Source organism: Pseudarthrobacter sp. CCNWLW217, from assembly GCF_037203985.1.
Taxonomy (GTDB): domain Bacteria; phylum Actinomycetota; class Actinomycetes; order Actinomycetales; family Micrococcaceae; genus Arthrobacter.
The window spans coordinates 83,317-103,826 of the sequence record NZ_JBBCBT010000020.1; the positions used below are offsets into that span (position 1 = coordinate 83,317).

Genomic DNA, 20,510 nt, shown 5'->3' on the forward strand with positions numbered 1-20,510 from the left:
AAATCCAGGCAACACCCTCTTCCCGGGCATCACCTCTGAAAGGACATCATGGAACTGCTGTGGGAAATCGCAGGTTGGTCGGGGGCTGTTCTGATCCTGTCGGCATACCTGTCTGTTTCCATGGGTTGGTTGAAGGCCGGCAAACGCTTCCAGGTGGCCAACCTCATCGGTGCATGTGCCTTCATCGTCAATGGTGCGGTCCACGAAGCGTGGCCCTCAGTAGTCACGAACGTTGCCTGGTGCCTCATTTCCGCCGTCGCGATTCTTCGTATGCGTGCCACACGCGAGTCGACGGTTGCTGCAGTTGAGGCCCCGCAGGTGCAGTTTCCCGGCGTCCCTGACACCACCGGCCAGATCGCTGTTGTCGAGGCAATTACGTCTGCCGTTCACGGCGACGCCGCGGGACGGGTGGCTGAGTGCCAGGCCAGCCGGCGTGACGCGCGGGCAGCAATGCCCACTGCGTGGACGTCCTGAGTTCGCCCAGTTCGCGGGAAGGGCGCGAGATCGTGGGATCGTTCCCGCGATCTCGCACCTTTCCCGCGAGTTCGACGGCGGGTACGGGTGCTCATGCCGGGGTTCTCCCTTAGAGGCGGAGTTCCATAAAGACGCTGTTTGGATCCAGGACGTAATCGGCGAAAGGCGGGCACTCGGTGAAACCGTTACGCGTATACAGGCGCCGCGCCGGAGCAAAGTAGTCCTCGGTTCCGGTCTCAAGGTAGAGGCGTTCGAGATTTCGGGAGCGGGCGTCGTCGAGGATGTGGCGGAGCATGAGCGTTGCCACGCCCCGACCCCGTGCTTGTGCCGTGGTGCGCATGGACTTGATCTCGCCGTGCGTCGGGGACCCGGGCGTGGAATCCAGGAGCTTGAGCGCGCCACACCCCAGCAGGCCGCCAGCCTCGCGGGCCGTCCAAAACGTGATTGACGGCGCGGACAGCGCCGAGTGGTCCAGCGCGTGGACGCTTTCGGCCGGCGAGGTGGCGAACATGTCCGCCAGGTGTTCGCTCAGGAGCTGATGGACATCGTGGCGTGCGGGGTCATCCCGGTCGATGGAAATCACGCTCTCCAATTTACCGTTTTCGTACTCGGCCTCGTCCGCCTACTACCTTGCTCGCAAGAAGTGCTGCCAACGCGAACCGAGGAACGCGCGGGGAACGGCCGCGACCTACCTTTAAGCGAGAAATCGGAAAGGAGGTGAGAGCAATGGCAGACCACTATGCCTCAGGAACCTGGCAGGTGAAGCAGGGCAGCGATCAGGAGTTCATAGACCGATGGACGGAGTTCCTTCAGTGGTCCCGGGCGAACTACCCGTCGATCCTCGTGGCGAACCTCATTCGTGACCGACGTGTTGCCGGGCATTATGTTTCGTTCGCGGAGTGGACCGACGAGGCGTCCCGGGACGCATGGAAGCAGAACCCTGAGTTCATGACCCACTTTGATGCCTGCGTGGCGCTGTGCGAACACATGAGCGGCGCTGATTTCGATCGGGTAGCGACTGTGTAATCCATCTGCTTTATTGCCTGATCACCGAGCGCGGTCCGGCCGCCGACAGCGTCAGCCGGACCGCCCGCGCGGGCCAATGCGGCCTGCAGTGGGCGGTTTCGGTCACGTCAGGCTCCAGTCTCTTGCACGATCACACAGGTTGCGGGACGATCCGAATGTACGGCTTGGGCTCCTTCCAATGGCCAAAAATCCCGAGGGCCTCGCTGTTCGGCACGGAGCCGGCGATGATGACTTCCTCGCCTTGCTTCCAGTTGACCGGCGTCGCCACCCGGTGCTTCGCAGTGAGCTGAAGCGAGTCGACAACACGAAGCACTTCATCGATGTTGCGTCCGGTTGTCATGGGGTACACGAGGATCAGCTTGATCTTTTTGTCCGGCCCAATGACGAACACGTTGCGGACGGTCTGGTTGTCCGCGGGCGTGCGGCTCTTTGCGTCCCCGGACGTGGCCGCCGGGAGCATGCCGTAAAGCTTCGCCACGGTGTAGTCGTCGTCGCCGATCACGGGGTAATTGGGGCGTGCCCCCTGCGTCTCTTCGATATCGGCGGCCCACCGCTCGTGATCAGCTGTCGAATCCACGGACAGGCCGATGATCTTGACTCCGCGTCGGTCGAACTCGGGCTTGATCTTGGCCATGTAGCCGAGCTCGGTCGTGCAGACCGGGGTGAAGTCCTTCGGGTGGGAGAACAGCACTCCCCATGAGTCTCCGAGCCAGTCATGGAAGCGGATATCGCCGACAGTCGTCTTGGCGGAGAAATCGGGTGCGATCTCACCGAGTTGCAGTCCCATCATGTCCTCCTGGTCGTTGTGATGTGATGACGGAGCCAATTGGTTCGCGTCACTTCTGACGGTAAGGCGACCCTGTTCCCCGACCGTTCCCCCCAGCTACCATGAGGGCGTGGAGAAGTGCGCCGTCCTCATGCTGGGCGCGTTCGGTGTCGTGATTGACGGCCGGCCGGTTCAGGACGACGCGTGGAAACGGACCAAGGCGGCCGGGCTCGTTAAGGTCCTCGCCCTCGCAGAAGGGCACCGACTGCATAGGGACGTCGTCGCCGATCTGCTCTGGCCAGACCTCAGCGCGCAGGCTGCCGCTTCGAATCTTCGCAAAGCTATGCATTTCGCGCGCGCCGCCCTCGGCTCGCCAGACTCCGTTCAGGCGCACGGCGACCTGCTCGTGCTGCTGCCAGGCGTGGATGTTTCCATTGACGCGGAGCGGTTCGAAAAGGACGGGCTCGCCGCGCTTGCCTCATCGGCAGGGGTGGATGAAGCGCTAGCCCTGTATCGAGGCGACCTGCTTCCCGATGATCGATTTGCCGTGTGGGCCGAGGACCCCCGCGATCGGCTGCGCACGCTGTACCTGCGCTTGCTCAAGGCCGCGGCTCGATGGGACGACGTGGTCAAGGCCGACCCAACGGACGAGGAAGCCCACCGCGCGATCATGGTTCGGGCGCTCGGCGCGGGCGATCGCCAGGGCGCGATCCGCCAGTTCGAGCGACTGTGTCGTCGGTTGCGCGCCGACTTGGGCGTCGGCCCAGGGGCGGCGACCGTCGCGGTCTACGAGGAGGCCATCGCCCAGGACAGCCGACGCGCGGAGAATCGCACGCGGGTCACGTTGGCGCGAGCACTCATCGCCCTCAATAGTGGCGACCTCGTCGAAGCCACATCATACGCACGGCGTGCACGCGAGCTGGCCATGGAAGCGGACTTGGGCCGAGAGATCGGCGAGGCCAGCGCAGTGTTGGCGATCGCGGCGAACATGCAGGACCGTTGGCCCGAAGTGTTCGAGGCCGAGTTCGTGGAGTTCACCCAGCACGACTCCGCGCGCTCCGGCTACATTCTTGACGCACAGTTGTGCCTTGCCGAGTTCTGCCTGAGCGGGCCGGACGGGCACGGGAGAATTGCGCGGCGAATAGCGCGCCTGCGCACGATCGCCGAACGAGCAGGCTCGGTGCGCGGCCTGGCCATCGCAGACCTGTTGCTGGGGGAGGCGGCACTCTTCTCCGGTGAGCTCGGCGAGGCGCGCAGTCTTCTCCAGTCCGCACTCGAGTTGCACCGGCGGGCTGGTGCACCGGCCGGCGAGATCGTGACACTGCAACGACTGGCTGAGGTTGACCTCGCGCAGGATCGGCCCGAGGAGGCCGCCCGGGCAGCCAGTCGCGCTCTGGGTGCCGCTGCGTCCACGTGGCTCGAGCCGCATCTCGTCGTACGCCTGTACGGGGTGCTCGCTGAGGCTGCCAGATCTCCGGCGCAAGCGGTCCGCATCATTGAGCGAGCCGACGCGGCACTGGCCGGGAGGAGCGTCTGTCCGCCGTGCTCGATGGGTTATCAAGTGGCCGCAGCGACGCATTACGCACTGGCCGGGAAGCTGGACGCAGCCCGCCGCCGGCTCGCCAACGCGGAGCAGCTCGCAGGCATGTGGCCTGGCGGACCATGGCACGCCGCCCTCTGGGAAGCACGAGCCGTCCTACGCCGCGCAGAGGGTCACGATGATCAAGCCATCGCCCTGTTTTGGGAGGCGGCAGCTAGTTTTGCCGAGCTCGGCAGGCGCCAGGACGAGCAGCGCTGCCTAGCCCGTGCAGCACAAAGATCGCCAAAGGCGACCGGAAAGCCTTTGGCTGGATAGTTCCGGAGAGCTTCGTTCCTCAACTGCTCAGGTCCCAGTGCACCCGGATGGCCTCGGCAATGGGGCCGGCGGTGACATCGACGCGGAACGCGACAGGCGCTGTCCCCGTCTCCTCGATCACCGAGTCACGGTACACGCGGCCGCAGGAGGGGCACAGGGTGTAGAGGTCCTCATCGGATGGCCATTCCGCCAACCCGACGGGGACCGGGGTGTCGTCGACGTTGTGGACGGGGACGCCTTCTGAGTTGGCCTGGATCAGCCCGTCCTTGCTGACGGTGTTGCCGCACACGCAGGTGATGGTGGTGACATCATGACCGGTCACGTCGGCGGTTTCCGCGTCCATGGTGACCTCCCCGGTGATGGAAGAGATGTTGTGTAATCAGCTTATGCCTGCTGATCCTTGGCGTCGCCGGTGCTTGTAAATCCCCGTTGTGGTGGGCGCCCAAGAGGGCCACCATGATGCTATGAACGCTGAAACATCGAAGGCGTCGGAGCTGAACCTCCCCCAGGCCTTCCTCCTTCTGGCAACGAACGACGTCACCGGCAAACCAGATATTCCGGTGTTCGCACTCAGGACCACCTTGGCCGGCGCAATCCTGGCCGAATTGGACCTGATCGACGCGATCGAACTGCAGGGCAAGCACGTCAAAGCTACGGGCGCCTCCCCGGAAACGGATCTCCAGCACGAACTGGAACTCATCCGCGGCAAATCCCGGCCCCACACCCCCAAGCGTTGGGTCTCCATGCTCGAGGGCCGCGCCGAAGTCCAGCGTATCTACGAAGGGATGGCGTCACGGGGCATCGTGGAACATGTGGGCGAACGGCACCTGGGCCTGTTCCGGGCCGTGCGCTACCCGGAGAAGGACCATGCCCCGGAGGCGGCGCTCCTGGAAAAGATCCGCGCCGCCCTCAGCGGCCCGCCGTCCAACCTTGAGGTGCCTGACACTTCAACCGACGCCGGAACGGCCGTTGCGGGCACGGCCGTTGCGGGCACGGCCGACGCCGGGACCTCCGACGCAAGGACCGCCGACGCCGGCCCGGCCGATGCCACGGCGGCTGAGTCCACGAAGCCCGGGGACGGTGCCCCTGATGCCAAACCTGGCTCCGAAGCGCCCGATGCCAGGACCACGGCACTGATCGCCCTGCTTCAGGCTTCCGGGCTGCTCGTCAAGCTCTTTCCGGAAGCGGACCTGACGCGGGCGAATGAGCTGTCGTGGGACTACTGGCCGACCCGCGCGGTGGAGGACGAGCTCCGGATGATCCGCATTGCGGAGCAAGAAGCCGCCAACTTGTGATGCCGCTGCGCCGGGCCTGATCAGATGAGGCCGAGCTCGGCGAAAGCGGCAACGAGCCCTTCCTCCCGGGGAGGCGCGGCGGTGCGATCGGCGAGTGCCACAAGCTCCGGGAGTGATCCTTCGATGGCGACGCCGACCCCTGCGTAGGCGATCATCTCCAGGTCGTTGGCGCCGTCGCCGATCGCAACCGTGTCTTCCCGGGCAATGCCCAGATGGGCGATAACGGCTGCGACGCCGTCGGCCTTGCTGATCCCGCGCTGGTACAGTTCCCCCGCGTGCCTGCCGTCGTCGGCCACCGAATTGGCGACCACCGCGATGGCCCCGCCGATTTCGCCGACCAGATGCTCCATGGCAACGGGGGAGTCAAAGACGGAGACCTTGGCGAACGGTACGGCGGCCAGGTCCGAGGTGGGACGCACAGCCCGCATGATGTCGGACGAACCCACCGGGCCCTCGGGTGACTGCTCGAAATGGGCGTCCAGGATCATCTGCAAGCGTTGCATCGCCGCCGGTGGTGCGTACAGGGCCTCCTGCGCCTCCAGGACATACACGGCGTCGTGCGCGTCGAGCGCCCGGACAGTGCGGGCCGCAAGATCAGCCGGAAACAGCCTGTCCAGGAGCACAGTCCCGCCTACCTCGGCGTAGGCACCGGCGCTGGCCACCAGGCCGTCGAAACCGGCGGCGAGAATGCTCTTGGGCAACATTGACACTGGACGCCCTGTGCATAAAAAGACCCGATGACCGGCCTTCCGTGCCGTCCGGACTGCGCGCACGTGCCCCTCGGGAACCACGCCATAGTCCGCATAAGTACCGTCAACATCAAGGAAGACAGCCCGGACAGTTCCAGTGGTGCTCGGCGTTACGCTCATGGTTCCGGATCTTACACACCGGCAACATCCCCCTCGTAACAGTCGCCCTCCGCCGGGTTAGACTCGCCTCCATGGGGGAACACAGCACGTCAGGGGAACGCAAGGAAAAGTCAGCCCGGGTCTCGGCGGCCGTCCTGCCCGTGGTGGGCCTCGTCGCGTTAGTGGTGGGTTGTCTCGTCGCCTGGAGCAACGCGAATGTCAGCTTCGGCTGGTTCGCTTACGCGCCGCTGAGTGACCAGCTCTTCATGGGGAGCGGTGTGGCCATCGTTAGCCAAGGGACACAGATCGGCTTGGCGGTAGCAGCCACCGGCCTGCTCGTCCTGGCGTTCTGGGCCGGGTACAGAATTGGCAGAGGAGCTAGCCCCAAGCCGAACAGCAATAAAGCCGTTCCGTAATTGGTGATGATCCCGGCAGGTCCGTAACCGACGCCTCCCGTTCACCGTCCCGAAACCGTTGTGGCCACGCCCGTTCTCCCGCAGCAGGAAGTCTTTTCACGCACCACTGCCCAGCGCCCCCATCGCCTGGGCGATGAATCGACTCAGCTGTACCAAGGAGAACCCCGTGTTCCTGAAAAGCGCCGTCACCGCCCTCGTGGCCCTTACCTCCCTGACCGGAATCGCAGCCCCGCCTGCCGCGAACGCGGCCCACGCGCCGTCGTCCGTGGTCCTCGGACAGCCGCTGCCCGCCGCCCACGCCCACAACGACTATGAGCACGACCGCCCACTGTTCGATGCCCTCGAGCACGGCTTCACCAGCGTTGAGGCAGACGTCTGGCTCGTCGACGGCGAACTGCTCGTCGCCCACGACCTCGAGGATGCCACGCCCGGAGTAACGCTCGAGAGCCTCTACCTCGATCCGCTGGACGAGCTGGTTCGGAACCAGGGCCACAGCGTTTACCCCCACTGGGACGGCAGCTTCCAGCTCCTGATCGACATCAAGAGCGAAGGGGAGGCCACCTACGCCGCAATCGAGCAGGAACTGGCCGAGCACCGAAGCATCATGAGCCGCTACAGCAACGGAACCACCAAATCAGGGCCCGTCACTGCCGTCATCAGCGGAAACCGTCCACTGGCCACCATGGAGGCACAGGACAAGCGGTTCGGCTTTTACGACGGACGCTCCGCCGACCTCACCTCCGGAAAGCCTGCCGAACTCATGCCGCTGGTCAGTGACAACTGGACCAAGCTTTTCAGCTGGCAGGGCGTTGGCCCCATGCCCGAGGCCGAACGCGCCAAGCTCCAGGCATACGTGGCAGAGGCACACATTAAGGGCTACCGCGTCCGTTTCTGGGCCACCCCGGACCAGCCCGGCGCCGCCCGAGACGCTGTCTGGAACGAACTCTTCGACGCTGGCGTGGACCACATCAACACCGACGACCTTGAGGCGCTGGAACAGTTCCTCGCCGCCCGCACGGCCTAACAGCCCCGCAACAGAGAGTAGGAAGACCTCCATGCCTTCAAAGACCCTGAAAACGACGACGGCGGCAGCCGCCCTGGCGCTCGGCCTCCTTGCGCCGCTGCCCGCCAACGCGTCCAACCACACCTCCGACAACGAAGCGTTCACCTTTGGCGTCATCGGCGATATCCCTTACGGCGACGCCGAAATCGCCAAGTTCCCGTCCCGCGTCCAGGACATCAACGCCGACAGCGCGCTGAAGTTCGTCACCCACGTGGGCGATATCAAGAACGGCTCCTCGGTCTGCTCCGACGAGTACTTCACCAGCATCCGCTCCCAGTTCGATACCTTCGGGCACCCATTGGTCTTCACCCCGGGCGACAACGAGTGGGTGGACTGTCACCGCACCAACAACGGCGCCTACAACCCGCTGGAACGGCTGAGCAAGCTGCGTGAGGTCTTCTTCGACGAGCCCGGCAAGACCCTCGGGGAGACGATGCCGGTCCAGACCCAGGAGAACCTGGGTCTGCCGGAAAACGTCCGCTTCGTCCAGAACCGCGTGGCCTTCTCTGTGCTGAACATCCAGGGCAGCAACAACTCGCTGCTGCCGTGGAGCGGCCTGGGCGAAACCGCGCCGACTCCGGAGCAGTTGGCCGAAGTTGAGCACCGGACGGATGCCGTCCTGGACCAGATACACAGCACCTTCGCCGACGCCGATCGCCGCAACGACCGAGCCGTGGTGCTTATGACCCAGGCCGACATGTTCGATCCTTCGCAGCTCGCCGCGGCCTCTGCCAACCCCGAAACGGTCTCCGGGTTCCGCGACATTGTGGCGGCTATCATCGACGAAACCAATCGCTTCGACCGGCCGGTCTACCTCATCAACGGCGACAGCCACGTCTTCGCCGAGAACCAGCCGCTGGCGGATGGCTCGCCGTGGCTGGACATCTACGGCCAGCCCGCCGCGGATGACCTGCAGCGCATCACCGTGGACGGATCGGCCAACGCCACCAACTACGTCAGGTTCACGGTGGGCGGCAACAGCGGCGAGGCCGGCAGCGTCCTGAACTGGGAGAAGGTCCCCTTCCGCCAGTAGGCACCCAACCGAAGCGAGAACGACGGCGGGAACCTCCCGCCGTCGTTCCCTTGCGTGAGCGCACCTGAAGGTTCAGCATGAGAGCATCCTGCGCCGCCCGCCATGCGGCCGGCTACGCGCAGAGTCAGCGCCACACCGGAAGCAGCGGCGAAGGAGACACGGATGAGCAGCTCACGAATTGCCGAGGCGATCTCGTCAGCCAAGGCGTACCTGGCCGCACACCCTGACGAGGCGCGTTATCGCGACTCGGTTGCCTCCGCCGTGGTGGAGGACGGCCTTCGGGTTCGCGTAACCGGCGCCGATGGTGCATCCCTTGTCACAGACATGGTGGCCGGGGTCGGAGGAACTGCATCAGCGCCCTCACCCGGGTGGCTCTTCCGTGCCGCGTACGCTTCCTGTGCAGCCACACTGATCGCGATGCGCGCTGCCGAACAGGGGATGGTCTTCTCTTCCTTGAAGGTGGAGGTGGACGGCGAATCCGATGACCGGGGCATTCTAGGCATCGCGGAGGACGTGCCGGCCGGCCCGGTCAGCATGAAGGTCACCGTTCGAGCGGTGTCGACCCAAGACGAAGGAACGGTGCGGGAAGTCATCGCGTGGGGGCTGGACCATTGCCCAGTAGATGATGCGGTCCGGCGGCCCGTCCCGGTAGAGCTCGACGTCCACGTAGATAGACCATAACCGGGCCGGGACCCAAAACCCCTGCAATGGCATTCTTTTGGGAAACCGGTATCAATGCATCTAGAATTGGCCGCCTAGACCACGATTTTTGTTGTAAATTTTAGCAATGGAATTGAAACGTAATGGCACGGCTACCCTGATGGACGTGGCCCGGGTGGCGGGGGTCTCGCGTTCCACTGCGGCACGTGCCTTGGGCGGATATGGGTCGGTAAGCCCGGAGCTCCAATCCATGGTGTCCGCGGCGGCCGAAGCCCTTGGTTACCGGAGCAATGCGCTGGCCAGGAGTGTCAGTTCGGGCCGTTCGCACACCATTGGGGTTGTGGTGAGCGATATCGAAAATCCACATTTCGCCCGGGCTGTGCGGGGCATGACCGATGCTGCGAAGGCGGCAGGCTTCGATGTCATCCTCGCAAACACGGATGAGAATATCGACGCAGAACGCGCGGCAGTCCAAGTGTTCCTGGACAAGCGCGTGGACGGCCTGATCGTGGCGTCGACCAGCCGGAGCGATTCCGGGCACCTGCTGGATGTTGTGGGCATGGGGCGGCCTTTGGTGCTCTTCGACCGGCGTCCCGACAACGTGGACTCCGATTGGGTTGGGACTGACTGCTACGCGGACGCCAAGACCGTCATGGAATACCTGATCAGCAAGGGGCACCGGAATATTGCCTTCCTTTCGGCCACCACCAAGACTCCCGAGGAGCTGGAGGCGGGACACCCCCTCCCTATCTCAACCATTGCGGACAGGGTCCGCGCCGTGCGGGAGTCGGCCAGGGCCGCGGGCGTGCGCTATGAGTTCATTTCCGACGCCATGTCACCACAAAAGACCCACGTGATTGTTGCCTCCTTGCTCAACCGCCGGGACAGGCCCAGTGCCATCATCGCTTCCTACAGCAAGCTGGCACTCCCGGCCTTCCAGGCAATTCGCGCGGCGGGGTTGACCGTTCCGGAGGACATTTCGCTCGTATGCCTTGACGATGCGGACTGGATGACGGTCAGTTGCCCGGAAGTCCACGCCATTTCCAATCCTGCCTATGAGATGGGGATGAAGGCCGCGGAGGTACTGCTGGGCCGTATCGACGGTTCGGGCCCGGAGTTCAAGGACCACCTGCTCCCGGCAACGTTCACTCAGCGCGCTTCCGTTTCCGACCTCGCGGGAGTGGCGGTCACGCCCATCGCGTAGCCCCTCCAGCGTCCCTCTTCAGGGCCCGAGACCCTTGGTTTCGGGCCCTTTCTTGCGCTCTGTACCTGGCATCGTGAGGGCGCCGGCGGCGCCCGGCGGTCCGGCCCTAAAGAAAAACAATTGCTGGAGATACCGGTGTCTCATAGCATAGACGAATTGCGGGAGACCGGTGTCCTACCTTGGACTGCGCTATACGTAATCTGAGCGAAACAACATTGAAACCATTGACAATTACTGTTTACTTCAGAAATACTTTCGTTGCATGAAGTGATACGGATCACTCATCGGCGCAGACTTTTTCCAGGCAGGAGCTGTACGAATGAATGAACAGACAAAGTTGTGGGGCGGCCGTTTCGAGGGCACGTCCAGCCCGGAACTCGCCCGCTTTTCGCGGGCTGATCCCCGGTACTTCCGCATGGCACCGTACGATCTGCACGGTTCACGGGCCCATGTCCGGGAGCTCAACCGCTCCGGCCTCATCGGTGATGCTGAGCTGGGGAAGTTCCTGGACACGATTGATGACCTGGCAAGGGACATCGAGCGTGACCGCGTGCGCCCCCAGGAAGCGGACGAAGACGTCCACACCTTCCTTGAACGCCTCCTCATCGAGCGCATGGGACCGGTGGGCGGCAAGATCCGCGCCGGACGCTCACGCAACGACCAGGCTGCCAACGACCTCAGGCTCTACATGCGGGACAAAGTCCGGCGGGTCAGTGAACTGCTGATCGAACTGGCGGAGTCCCTGGCCGGGCAGGCCGACCAGCACCTGAACACGCCCGTCCCCGGCTTTACGCATCTTCAGTCCGCACAACCGGTGGTCTTTGGCCATCAGATCCTGGCGCACGCACAGCCCCTGATCCGGGACCTTGAGCGCTTCCAGGACTGGGACCGCAGGGCAGCTGTTTCGCCCCTTGGAGCCGCGGCCCTGGCCGGTTCAACCTTTGCCCTCAACCCCGAAATCGCGGCAAGGGAACAAGGCTACGAAACCAGTGCAGAAAACTCGATCGACGCCGTGGGAAGCCGCGACGCCGCCATTGAATTCCTCTTCGTCTGTTCCCTGACGCTGATCGACATTTCGCGTTTGTGCGAGGAGATCATCTCCTGGGCCTCCCAGCAGTTCCGCTGGATCACCATGGATGACGCCTACTGCACGGGCAGCTCCATCATGCCGCAAAAGAAGAACCCGGACATCGCCGAGTTGGCCCGCGGCAAGGCAGGGCGCGTCCTTGGGGACCTCATGGGACTCATGGCAACCGTCAAATCCCTGCCGCTGGCCTACAACCGGGACCTCGCGGAGGACAAGAACGCCGTCATCGACGCCGTTGACACCCTGGAAGTTGCGCTTCCGGCACTGTCGGGCCTGGTCCGGACCTTCACCGTCAATGTCCAGGAAGTCCGCCGGCAGGCGACAGCCGGCTACACGCTCGCCACCGAAGTTGCCGACTGGCTCGCCAGGCAGGGGATTCCCTTCAGCGAGGCACACGAAGTTTCCGGCTCCCTTGTGCGCTTCTGCGAAAGCCGGGGACTGGACTACGACGACCTCAGCGATGAGCAACTGGCCTCGGTGGATCGCCGCCTGACCCCCGATATCAGGAACGTCCTGACTCTCGAAGCGGCACTCGATGCCCATTCAGGGTTTGGTGGAACGTCACCCAAGCGAGTGGCCGAACAACTGACGCGGCTGCGGGCAAGGCTGGACCAGATGAAGACCTGGGCTGCCGACTACAACGGCCTGCGGGTCAGGCCGGACCACGAGGGCTGAACCATGGGCCCTATCAGCGCAGATGCACGCGGCGCAGCAGATACCCTCCACGATCAGGAAAAAGCCATGAACACTCAAACTGAGCCCAGCGTCACCGACGCTGCTTCGGTCGACTTGAAAATTGTCCCCCGGCGGCACGTGGGGCGGTGGGTTGGCGCCGCAGCGGTGGTGCTCCTCCTCGTCTGGTTGGGAGTCTCCTTCTCCCGCGCCAAGATCGACTGGCCCACGGTCCAGGAATACCTGACAGTCCCCGTGCTGATCCAAGGCATCGGTGTGGCCCTTCTCCTCACCGCAGTGGCCATGGCCCTTGGCCTGATCCTGGGCGTGGTCACCGCCGTGATGCGCCTGTCCAAGAATCCTGTGGTCTCCGGTGTGGCCTGGCTGTATATCTGGGTCTTCCGCGGCACCCCGGTCTACCTACAGCTCCTTATGTGGTTCAACCTTGCGCTGATCTTCCCAGTGATCGGCATCCCGGGACTTTACTCGGGCCGCATGATTGATGTGCTCACACCCTTTGTCGCAGCGTCCATCGGCCTCGGTCTGAACCAGGGCGCCTACACGTCCGAAGTGGTCCGCGGCGGCATCCTCTCCGTTGACGAGGGCCAGACGGAAGCAGCCCAGGCCGTGGGCATGACACGTCTGCAGGCTATGCGCCGCATCGTGCTGCCCCAGGCGATGCGGGTCATCATCCCGCCCGTGGGCAACGAAGTGATCGGCATGCTGAAGACCACCTCGCTGGCCTCCGCCATCGGCGTGAGCGAAATCCTCTCCGAAGCCCAGCACATTTACTACGTCAACAACCGGATCATGGAACTGCTCATCGTCTGTGCCGTCTGGTACTTGGGCGCGGTATCCATCCTCAGCATCGGCCAGTACTACCTTGAACGATTCTTCGCCAAGGGTTCCTCCAGCCGGCAATTGCCGCTGACTCCCTTCCAGCATCTGAAAAGCATCTTCGGCACCAACAGGAAGGCACTCTCATGACCACGAACGTTCTGGTCCGCGCCGAAAACGTCCACAAGAGCTTCGGCCTGAATGAAGTGCTGAAGGGCATCAACCTTGACGTCAATGCCGGAGAGGTGGTCTGCCTCCTGGGTGCCTCCGGTTCCGGAAAGAGCACATTCCTCCGCTGCATCAACCACCTTGAGACGCTCTCCAACGGGCGCATCTGGGTGGGCGAGAAAGTGGTGGGGTACCGCCAGGACGGTAACCGCCTCTATGAACTTTCAGACAAAGAGGCGGCCAGGCAGCGGCGGTCCATCGGCATGGTTTTCCAGCGGTTCAACCTCTTCCCCCATATGACGGTGCTGGAGAACATCATCGAAGGGCCGGTGCTCGTCAACAAGGTCAAGCCCGCAGAGGCCAAGCGGCATGCTTCGGAACTCCTTGCCCGGGTGGGCTTGGAAGGACGCGAGTCGTCCTACCCCCGTCAGTTGTCCGGCGGACAGCAGCAGCGCGTTGCCATCGCGAGGGCGCTGGCCATGAAGCCGGAACTGATCCTCTTTGACGAGCCGACGTCGGCGCTGGACCCCGAACTGGTGGGTGAGGTGCTGGACGTGATGAAGGACCTCGCCAAGTCTGGCCTCACCATGATCGTGGTCACCCACGAGATCGGATTCGCCAAAGAAGTGGCGGACCGCGTCGCCTTTATGCACGGTGGCGAAATCGTAGAGCTCGGCCCGCCCGCCGACGTCCTTGGAAATCCCCAGCACGAGCGGACCAAAGCCTTCCTTTCCCGCGTTTTCTAAGTTCACCATCCCGAAGATTTTCTTGACTCACCATCCCCAACGAACTGGAGCCATCATGAAGCACTTCACCAATGCCGCACGCATCGCGGCTCTGACCGCCGTCACGGCCTTTGGCCTCACAGCATGCGTGGGCGGCGCAGAGACTGCTACCGAGGCAGCCGCAGGCACGACCGGCCTGCCCCAGGCAATCAAAGACGCCGGAAAGATCCGGATCGGCCTGTCTCCCGACTTCCCGCCCATGGAGTTCCGGGACAGCGACAAGAAACTCTCCGGCGTCGACATCGAACTGCAGCAGAAGCTTGGCGAGGTCCTCGGTGTCGAGATCGAAGTGGTCGAGTCGCCTTTCGACCAACTGATCAACTCCGTCCAGACAGGCCGCGTGGACCTGGTGATGTCCGGCATCTCCGACACCCTGGAACGGCAGAAGACCGCCGACTTCGTGGACTACTTCAAATCCCAGGGCCGCCTCTACACCTCCGGCGCCCGTGCGGGAGAGTTCACTCAGCAAACGGATATTTGCGGCAAGAAGCTGGCAGTCAGTGGCAAGACCGATTACTTTGAGCAGGTCAAGACCCTCAGCAAGACCGTCTGCACGGACAAGGGCCTTCCTGAGCTGAGTATCCTCCCCACGGACTCCGGAGCTGCAGCCCGCCTCCAGATCGAGCAGGGCCGAGTGGACCTTGCAGCGCAGGGCGGCGAAAACCTGGCCTACTTTGCCAAGACTGAACCCGGAAAATACGCTTCCGTCCTGGACCCGCTGCCGGCCAAGCCGTTCGGCGTCCTCATGAAGAAGGGCGACACCCAACTGGCCAACGCCGTGAAAGACGCGTTCACCGAGATCGTTGACAATGGCGAGTACCAGAAGATCCTCGACAAGTGGGGCCTGGGCTACGGTGCCATGACCCCCGAGGTCAACGGCGTCAAGTGAACCGAGACGCAGCAGTGAAGGCTGGGGCGGCGGTGTGGCCGGAAGGCAAACGCAGCGCCGTCGCCCTGGCCTTCGACCTTGACGGTCCCACCGGCGATGCCATGCTCAAAGGCACCATCTGGGACCGGCCGGAGTACTTCAGCCAAGGCGCCTACGGACCTTGGCGGGCCGTGGACAGGATCCTCGGGCTATTGAAAACGCACGAAATAGCGGCGACTTTCTTCACTCCTGCCTGGGTGGTGGAGACGTGGCCGGAGCAGTGCCGGCGCATCGTTGAGCAGGGCCACGAAATGGCCCACCACGGCTACAAGCACGAAAAGTATTGGGACCTCAGCCTGGTGGAGCAGCGGCACGTCATCGAAACCAGCCAACGCATCTTCCAGGATGTCCTGGGCACCACGGCGGTCGGCTTCCGGACACCATCGGGGGACTGGCGCCCCGAGACCCCGGCCTTGCTCGAGGAGATGGGTTTCCTCTACTCCAGTTCCATGCGCGGAGACGACCGCCCGTACTTCCACACCGGCGGGAAGCTCGTTGAGATCCCTGCCCGGTCCGACATGGACGACTACGCCTCGCTTGCTTACACCACCAACCCGGACTGGCCCTCGGGCGGTGATCGGATAGCCAGCTATGACCTCACGCTGGACAACTGGACCAGGGAGTTCGACGGCTATCACGCCGAAGGCCTGTGCCTGTCCACCATCTTCCACCCCAAAGTGGTGGGCAAACCCGGCCGGGCAGTACTGCTGGACCGCTGGATCCGGCACGCGAAAGATGCCGACGACGTCTGGTTCAGCACATGCGCCGACATCGCCACGTGGTGGCAGCAGACCAAGGAGCCTCAGACGTGACTATCACTCAAACCCAGGGACGGTGGCCCGAGGGTAAAAAGTGCGCCTTCGTAGTCACGGTCGGGTTTGAGGCGGAACTGTCCGTACTCGCTGCGGCGCCTGACGCCGTCGACCGCGCCAAGAGCCTGTCGGTGGGACAGTACGGGGGAACGCGGGGAGTGGACCGCCTGCTGGCTGAACTGGACCGCACAGGCACCAAAGCGAGCTGGTTCGTTCCCGGCGCCAACCTCGCGAGCTACCCCCGGCAGCTCGAGGCAGTCGCCGGGGCAGGGCACGAGTTCGGCAACATGGGCTGGCAGCTCGAAGACATGGGCAGCCAATCCCTCGCCGAACAGGTGGACAGTATCGGTCGCGCCCAGGACGCCTTCCAGTCCCGCCTCGGGCTGCGTCCGGAGGGATTCCGCGCAGGACGCGGGTCCTACGCGCCCGGGCTGACTGACGAGCTGCTTACCCAGCGATTCACGTGGTCCTCGTCTTGGCACGGCGACGACCTGCCCCACTTCCACGCAGGATCTGCGGCCGCATTGGTGGAAGTGCCCCGCCACCACGAACTGGACGACTACCCCTACTTCGTCTTCAACCTGGACCCACCCATCCCTGCGGGAAGTCCACGGATTGCCTCCAGCCGGGAAGTGCTGCGGAACTGGATCCTGGAATTCGACGCCTACCGTGCAGAAGGGTTGTGCTTCGTCCTGACCCTCCACCCGGAAATCATCGCCACCCCCGGGCGGATCGGAATGCTGCGCGAGTTCATGGACCATGTATCCGCCCACGACGACATATGGCACGCCACCGGCGGCGACGTGGCCCAGTGGTGGCGGCAGAGCGCCAAACCCAATCCTGCAGACCACCCCGCCGAGATATTCCACGCACTTACCCGCGAAGGCAGGCCAACATGACCAACCACCCCACTGCTTCAGAGCGGATCGCCGGTTTCCTCACGGCGCTGCGGCCAGCAGACATCCCCGCCGATGTCCGGCACAGGGCCAAGATCCACATCCTTGACACTCTTGGTGCCGGAATTGCAGGAGCCTCCTCACGGGAAGTGGACATCAGCCGAACAGCGCTCGGAGCTGTCTATGGATCTCCCGCCTCCGGCTCAGGGGCACCGCTTTGGGGGACACCCGCCGAACTGCCCGCGCTCGGGGCGGCGTTCGTCAACGGCATCGCCTGCCACGCCTTCGAACTGGACGACTCCGGCGGGTGCGACCATTCGGGTGCTGTTGTGCTGCCCGCGGCGCTTGCGGCAGCGTCGCTGCCCATGGCCGGTTCCCGCGGGGGAGTAACCGACGGCGGAACAGCCGACGGCGGACCGCACGTTGGCGGCGCCAGTCTCCTCCACGCCGTCATCGGTGGATATGAAGTGGCCCGCCGCGTCCAGGACGCTCTGGGCGGCTACGACTCCGTCAACAATGCGGGCTGGCATTCCACCGGCGTGTGCGGAACATTCGGAGCCGCAGTGGCGTCCGGCGTGATCCTTGGCCTGGACACCGAACAGATGGTTTCTGCCATTGGCCTGGCCGGGTCCTTCACCGGCGGCACCTGGTCATTCATCGGTGACGGTGCAATGTCTAAGCGCATGCACGTGGGCCGCGCTGCCGAAGCAGGCCTGAACAGCGCACTTCTCGCCAGGTCCGGGTTCACCGGACCGCGGGACCTGTTCGCCGCCCCGTGGGGCAGCTTCCTGCGCCTCTACGGCCGGCACGAGGACATAGACCAATCCCGCCTGTTCGAAACACTCGGTGAGGAATGGCAGATTGAACGGGCATCCATCAAGCCCTACGCCACCTGCCGCAGCACCCACGCCGCCATCGATGTCATCCTGGATCTGCGGGAGCAGCCCGGCGTCTCTGCCGAGTCGGTCCGCAAGATCACCGTCCACACCAGCGCGCTCATCGCCGACATGTGCGGCAAGGCCGACGTGAGCTCCTTGGTTTCGGCTCAGTTGAGCATGCAGTTCGCCCTCGCCACGGCTCTCCTGCACGGGGGAGTCGGCCTGGCTGAAGTGGCCGAACAGGGCAGGACTGACCCCCGGATCCTCGAACTCATGGAACGGATCCACTTGGTGGTGGACCCCCAGCAGCAGGGAGGTTCGGCGGAACCGCGGATCGAGGTGCAGACGGAGTCCGGCACCATCATTGTCCAGGCTGTCCGGGCTAAGGGTGCCTCCACTAACAGGCTCAGCGACGACGAAACCATAAGTAAGTTCATGGGCCTCGCCACCACCAGGCTGCCGGAGACGGCGGCACTCAGCGTGGTGGAGAACGTCATGGAACTCGAATCCAGCCACGACATAGGCCCGCTCCTTCGGCTGCTCACCGTGAATTCCGAACCGGCGCTCCTGAGGTAATAGGGAAACGGAAACCAGGGTCCTGCGCAATCACGTGAGCAGGTTGGCACCAGACGGAAAGGTACGACGGCGGGAACGCTCCCGCCGTCGTCCGCTCGCCCGGGTGACTCTCGGCTCAGTCCGTTTCCGGTCCTTCGCAGAAGTGGCAGCCGTCTTCACAGCCCTCCTGTGCTGACACTTGGCTAGAAGCTGTCAATGGAGGCTCCCGCGGCAGAGAGGACATACTGGGGCCTGCGGGACCCGAACTGGCTCGCCACCAAAGTCCACGTCACCAACTCGCCGCCGCTCGGCGGCATGATGCTCCCCTCGGCGAGGAGTTGCGCATCTGCCTCCTGGCCGGCCGGCGCCCACCATCCGTTCAGCGGGCAATGTTCGCCGGTCCGCGCCTCGCGGCCTTTCCGGGAACTCTTGCTGTGGAACTGGCGGTGCTGGATACGTTTCTTCATCGCTGCTTCTTCGCTCTGCGGGATTTTAGTGGGCTGACACCAGACGGGTAAATGTGGTGTGGATCCCAGTATCTAACTGCATAGCATTTAAGAAAAAGCGATGTTTTCCGCACAATATTCATCGCAATTAGTGATGAATAGTTTTACGTTTCGGGCCGTCCCGCGTCGGCAGGTTCGGTCCGGAACTTTATCAGCTTGTGGGTCCCGTCGCAGTACGGTTTGATCGCTGAGGCTCCGCAGCGGCAGAGCGCCACCGTCCGGCGCTGCCTGGGAACGGGTTCCCCTGTTGGCGTGAGGATCTCGAAGTCCCCGCGGACCAGCAGCGGTCCGTCCGGGCAGACCACGATCGACCCTTCTGCTGGTTCGTGGTTCATGTGCTCCTGATCTTCTGTAGTCATGCCGCGGCGGGCAATTTGGTGCGCAGCGATGACCGGCCGTTTTCCCAAGCGTCCACAACGTGGTGGGTGAGCAAGGTGTCCAGGGCGAGGGCCGCCGTCGCGCCGAACAAGACGTCGGGGAGCAGGTCCGGGTCCGCTTCCACCAGGCCTCCGGCCAGATCCCGCCCGGCAATCTGCTCGTGGACGGCGTCTGCTTCGACGTGCTCATCGAAGTACGCTGTCGCTGCGGCATCGAAGTTATGCCGGCGGAAACCGTTCCCGTAGAGCTGGTTGGGCCGGGAGGACGTCATCTCATAGATCGCCAGGTGACCGGCGATGGCACCGCGCAGCCGGCGGTTCAGCCCGAAGAGGGACATCATGTTCACTGATGCCAGGGCAAGGGCCGGAATCGTGTTGACGTAGGCGCCATAGCGGTCATCGAGCCCGAGGGCACGCATGGTCCTGGCAAAGAGGGCGCTGTGCATCCGGTCCGCGCGGCCGCCGCCGTATTCGTCCGCCTGGATTTCCACCAGGGCCGCCTTGGCACGGCCGGCGAGGCGGGGAATGGCCCAGGTGTGCGGGTCCGCTTCCTTGAGTTGGTAGATGGATTTCTGAATGAGGAATTCCTTGAGCTGGGAAAGTGTGGCCCTCTTCGCCACATACTTCGACATGCTGGGCCCCGTGTCCGACGCCGCGAGGTTAAACAGGACCGTGGCCACGCCGTCGCTGATCGGAACCGCCCCGGGAACCTGCGGAATGTCGGGAACCGCAGCTTTGGCTGCAGTCCTCAGTCCCTGTTCGAACGGCTTCTCCAGAAGCCGGCGGACGGCGATCATGCCGGGGTGCCATTCCCAACTGTCATCCACGCCGTCCAGCCCGCTGTAATGCAGCTCGTACAGGCAGAACAAGGCCAGCTGGAGGTCGTCGTCCTCGATAACGTCTTGAGCCTCGGCCAGTTGTGAGGTCACAAGTGCGTGGAGGTCGGCCAGGCCGGCGGGCGTATCAACGGGCTGGCCGGCGAGGATCGCGAGCAGGGCGGCGCTGATCGGCCCCCGCTGTTCGGGGATGGGCATGGTACTCCTACTGAATCTTCGGCCCGGGGCGGGCCCCTCTAAGGACGTTTCTAGGATCAGAACCGGTTGCGGCTGCGGGGATTCGCGGCCGGGTTCTGCTTGGCCCGGCGGGCGCGCATGATGCGGCTGATGATGGTGGGGAGCAGGGCAAGCAAAAGCTTCTTCATGGAGTTTCCTTCGTCGAACGGGGGAGAGGTGAAAAGCAGACAGGCCGACGCCGCCGGGGGAGGCGGGTTGCCGGCCTGTCTGCTGGGTGGTGGTTAGGGGTTTTGGACGTGGTCCTTGGCCTCTGTTGCTTTGTCTTTGACGTCGGCGGCGGCGTATTGGCCTTCGGT

At 63.9% G+C, this 20,510-nt stretch carries 23 protein-coding genes; 16 read left to right on the forward strand and 7 right to left on the reverse strand.

Going from position 1 to position 20,510, the window contains the following annotated elements; genetic code table 11:
• Positions 1 to 48 precede the first annotated feature (48 nt).
• The gene (locus tag V9L18_RS19375; protein ID WP_337348783.1) at positions 49 to 474 is read left to right on the forward strand and encodes a CBU_0592 family membrane protein; all 426 of its coding nucleotides are present in this window, start codon (positions 49 to 51) and stop codon (positions 472 to 474) included.
• Positions 475 to 583: 109 nt separating this feature from the next.
• Here the strand turns inward: V9L18_RS19375 and V9L18_RS19380 are convergent, their stop codons facing one another.
• Positions 584 to 1,057 (reverse strand): GNAT family N-acetyltransferase, encoded by a 474-nt coding sequence (locus V9L18_RS19380; RefSeq protein WP_337348784.1) that lies wholly within the window; start codon positions 1,055 to 1,057, stop codon positions 584 to 586.
• A gap of 143 nt (positions 1,058 to 1,200) precedes the next feature.
• Here V9L18_RS19380 and V9L18_RS19385 point away from each other — a divergent pair, with 143 nt between their 5' ends.
• Positions 1,201 to 1,500: an antibiotic biosynthesis monooxygenase family protein gene (locus V9L18_RS19385; RefSeq protein ID WP_337348785.1), complete on the forward strand. Its 300-nt coding sequence runs from the start codon at positions 1,201 to 1,203 to the stop codon at positions 1,498 to 1,500.
• Between the two features lie 130 nt (positions 1,501 to 1,630).
• Here the strand turns inward: V9L18_RS19385 and V9L18_RS19390 are convergent, their stop codons facing one another.
• Positions 1,631 to 2,287 (reverse strand): peroxiredoxin, encoded by a 657-nt coding sequence (locus tag V9L18_RS19390; RefSeq protein WP_337348786.1) that lies wholly within the window; start codon positions 2,285 to 2,287, stop codon positions 1,631 to 1,633.
• 109 nt (positions 2,288 to 2,396) lie between these two features.
• Between V9L18_RS19390 and V9L18_RS19395 the strand changes: the two genes are divergently transcribed.
• Positions 2,397 to 4,121, forward strand: coding sequence for an AfsR/SARP family transcriptional regulator (locus V9L18_RS19395; protein ID WP_337348787.1), 1,725 nt, complete (start codon positions 2,397 to 2,399; stop codon positions 4,119 to 4,121).
• A 19-nt stretch (positions 4,122 to 4,140) separates the two neighbouring features.
• Here V9L18_RS19395 and V9L18_RS19400 read toward each other — a convergent pair whose 3' ends face one another.
• Positions 4,141 to 4,464, reverse strand: a complete 324-nt coding sequence (locus tag V9L18_RS19400) for a hypothetical protein (protein ID WP_337348788.1) — start codon at positions 4,462 to 4,464, stop codon at positions 4,141 to 4,143.
• Positions 4,465 to 4,585: 121 nt separating this feature from the next.
• On the opposite strand from V9L18_RS19400, the gene V9L18_RS19405 reads away from it, so the two are divergent.
• Positions 4,586 to 5,416, forward strand: a complete 831-nt coding sequence (locus tag V9L18_RS19405) for a GOLPH3/VPS74 family protein (RefSeq protein WP_337348789.1) — start codon at positions 4,586 to 4,588, stop codon at positions 5,414 to 5,416.
• Between the two features lie 20 nt (positions 5,417 to 5,436).
• Here V9L18_RS19405 and V9L18_RS19410 read toward each other — a convergent pair whose 3' ends face one another.
• Positions 5,437 to 6,285, reverse strand: a complete 849-nt coding sequence (locus V9L18_RS19410; protein WP_337348790.1) for an HAD family hydrolase — start codon at positions 6,283 to 6,285, stop codon at positions 5,437 to 5,439.
• 71 nt (positions 6,286 to 6,356) lie between these two features.
• Between V9L18_RS19410 and V9L18_RS19415 the strand changes: the two genes are divergently transcribed.
• The 12 genes from V9L18_RS19415 (at position 6,357) to V9L18_RS19470 (ending at position 18,279) form a co-directional block, all read left to right on the forward strand.
• The gene (locus tag V9L18_RS19415) at positions 6,357 to 6,680 is read left to right on the forward strand and encodes a hypothetical protein (protein WP_337348791.1); all 324 of its coding nucleotides are present in this window, start codon (positions 6,357 to 6,359) and stop codon (positions 6,678 to 6,680) included.
• Between the two features lie 166 nt (positions 6,681 to 6,846).
• Positions 6,847 to 7,704: a phosphatidylinositol-specific phospholipase C/glycerophosphodiester phosphodiesterase family protein gene (locus V9L18_RS19420; protein WP_337348792.1), complete on the forward strand. Its 858-nt coding sequence runs from the start codon at positions 6,847 to 6,849 to the stop codon at positions 7,702 to 7,704.
• 31 nt (positions 7,705 to 7,735) lie between these two features.
• Positions 7,736 to 8,776: a hypothetical protein gene (locus tag V9L18_RS19425; RefSeq protein WP_337348793.1), complete on the forward strand. Its 1,041-nt coding sequence runs from the start codon at positions 7,736 to 7,738 to the stop codon at positions 8,774 to 8,776.
• Between the two features lie 162 nt (positions 8,777 to 8,938).
• Positions 8,939 to 9,457: an OsmC family protein gene (locus V9L18_RS19430; RefSeq protein WP_337348794.1), complete on the forward strand. Its 519-nt coding sequence runs from the start codon at positions 8,939 to 8,941 to the stop codon at positions 9,455 to 9,457.
• A gap of 106 nt (positions 9,458 to 9,563) precedes the next feature.
• On the forward strand, positions 9,564 to 10,640 hold the full coding sequence (locus V9L18_RS19435; protein ID WP_337348795.1) for a LacI family DNA-binding transcriptional regulator: 1,077 nt from the start codon (positions 9,564 to 9,566) through the stop codon (positions 10,638 to 10,640).
• Between the two features lie 319 nt (positions 10,641 to 10,959).
• The gene (gene argH, locus V9L18_RS19440) at positions 10,960 to 12,402 is read left to right on the forward strand and encodes an argininosuccinate lyase (RefSeq protein ID WP_337348796.1); all 1,443 of its coding nucleotides are present in this window, start codon (positions 10,960 to 10,962) and stop codon (positions 12,400 to 12,402) included.
• A gap of 66 nt (positions 12,403 to 12,468) precedes the next feature.
• Complete coding sequence (locus V9L18_RS19445) at positions 12,469 to 13,386, forward strand: amino acid ABC transporter permease (protein ID WP_337348797.1); 918 nt, start codon at positions 12,469 to 12,471, stop codon at positions 13,384 to 13,386.
• The gene (locus tag V9L18_RS19450; RefSeq protein ID WP_337348798.1) at positions 13,383 to 14,150 is read left to right on the forward strand and encodes an amino acid ABC transporter ATP-binding protein; all 768 of its coding nucleotides are present in this window, start codon (positions 13,383 to 13,385) and stop codon (positions 14,148 to 14,150) included. The genes V9L18_RS19445 and V9L18_RS19450 overlap by 4 nt, the downstream gene beginning before the upstream one ends.
• Positions 14,151 to 14,205: 55 nt before the next feature.
• Positions 14,206 to 15,078, forward strand: coding sequence for an ABC transporter substrate-binding protein (locus V9L18_RS19455; RefSeq protein WP_337348799.1), 873 nt, complete (start codon positions 14,206 to 14,208; stop codon positions 15,076 to 15,078).
• Positions 15,075 to 15,929, forward strand: a complete 855-nt coding sequence (locus V9L18_RS19460; protein WP_337348800.1) for a polysaccharide deacetylase family protein — start codon at positions 15,075 to 15,077, stop codon at positions 15,927 to 15,929. The genes V9L18_RS19455 and V9L18_RS19460 overlap by 4 nt, the downstream gene beginning before the upstream one ends.
• Positions 15,926 to 16,828 carry a polysaccharide deacetylase family protein gene (locus V9L18_RS19465; protein WP_337348801.1) on the forward strand — a complete coding sequence of 301 codons (903 nt, stop codon included), beginning with the start codon at positions 15,926 to 15,928 and terminating at the stop codon, positions 16,826 to 16,828. The genes V9L18_RS19460 and V9L18_RS19465 overlap by 4 nt, the downstream gene beginning before the upstream one ends.
• On the forward strand, positions 16,825 to 18,279 hold the full coding sequence (locus tag V9L18_RS19470) for an MmgE/PrpD family protein (protein ID WP_337348802.1): 1,455 nt from the start codon (positions 16,825 to 16,827) through the stop codon (positions 18,277 to 18,279). The genes V9L18_RS19465 and V9L18_RS19470 overlap by 4 nt, the downstream gene beginning before the upstream one ends.
• Before the next feature lie 182 nt (positions 18,280 to 18,461).
• Here the strand turns inward: V9L18_RS19470 and V9L18_RS19475 are convergent, their stop codons facing one another.
• From V9L18_RS19475 to V9L18_RS19485, 3 genes are all read right to left on the reverse strand, one after another.
• Positions 18,462 to 18,725: a hypothetical protein gene (locus V9L18_RS19475; RefSeq protein WP_337348803.1), complete on the reverse strand. Its 264-nt coding sequence runs from the start codon at positions 18,723 to 18,725 to the stop codon at positions 18,462 to 18,464.
• Positions 18,726 to 18,868: 143 nt separating this feature from the next.
• A complete protein-coding gene (locus V9L18_RS19480; protein WP_337348804.1) occupies positions 18,869 to 19,099 on the reverse strand; it encodes a CDGSH iron-sulfur domain-containing protein in 231 nt (76 codons plus the stop codon).
• 20 nt (positions 19,100 to 19,119) lie between these two features.
• On the reverse strand, positions 19,120 to 20,175 hold the full coding sequence (locus tag V9L18_RS19485) for an iron-containing redox enzyme family protein (protein WP_337348805.1): 1,056 nt from the start codon (positions 20,173 to 20,175) through the stop codon (positions 19,120 to 19,122).
• Between the last annotated feature and the right edge of the window lie 335 nt (positions 20,176 to 20,510).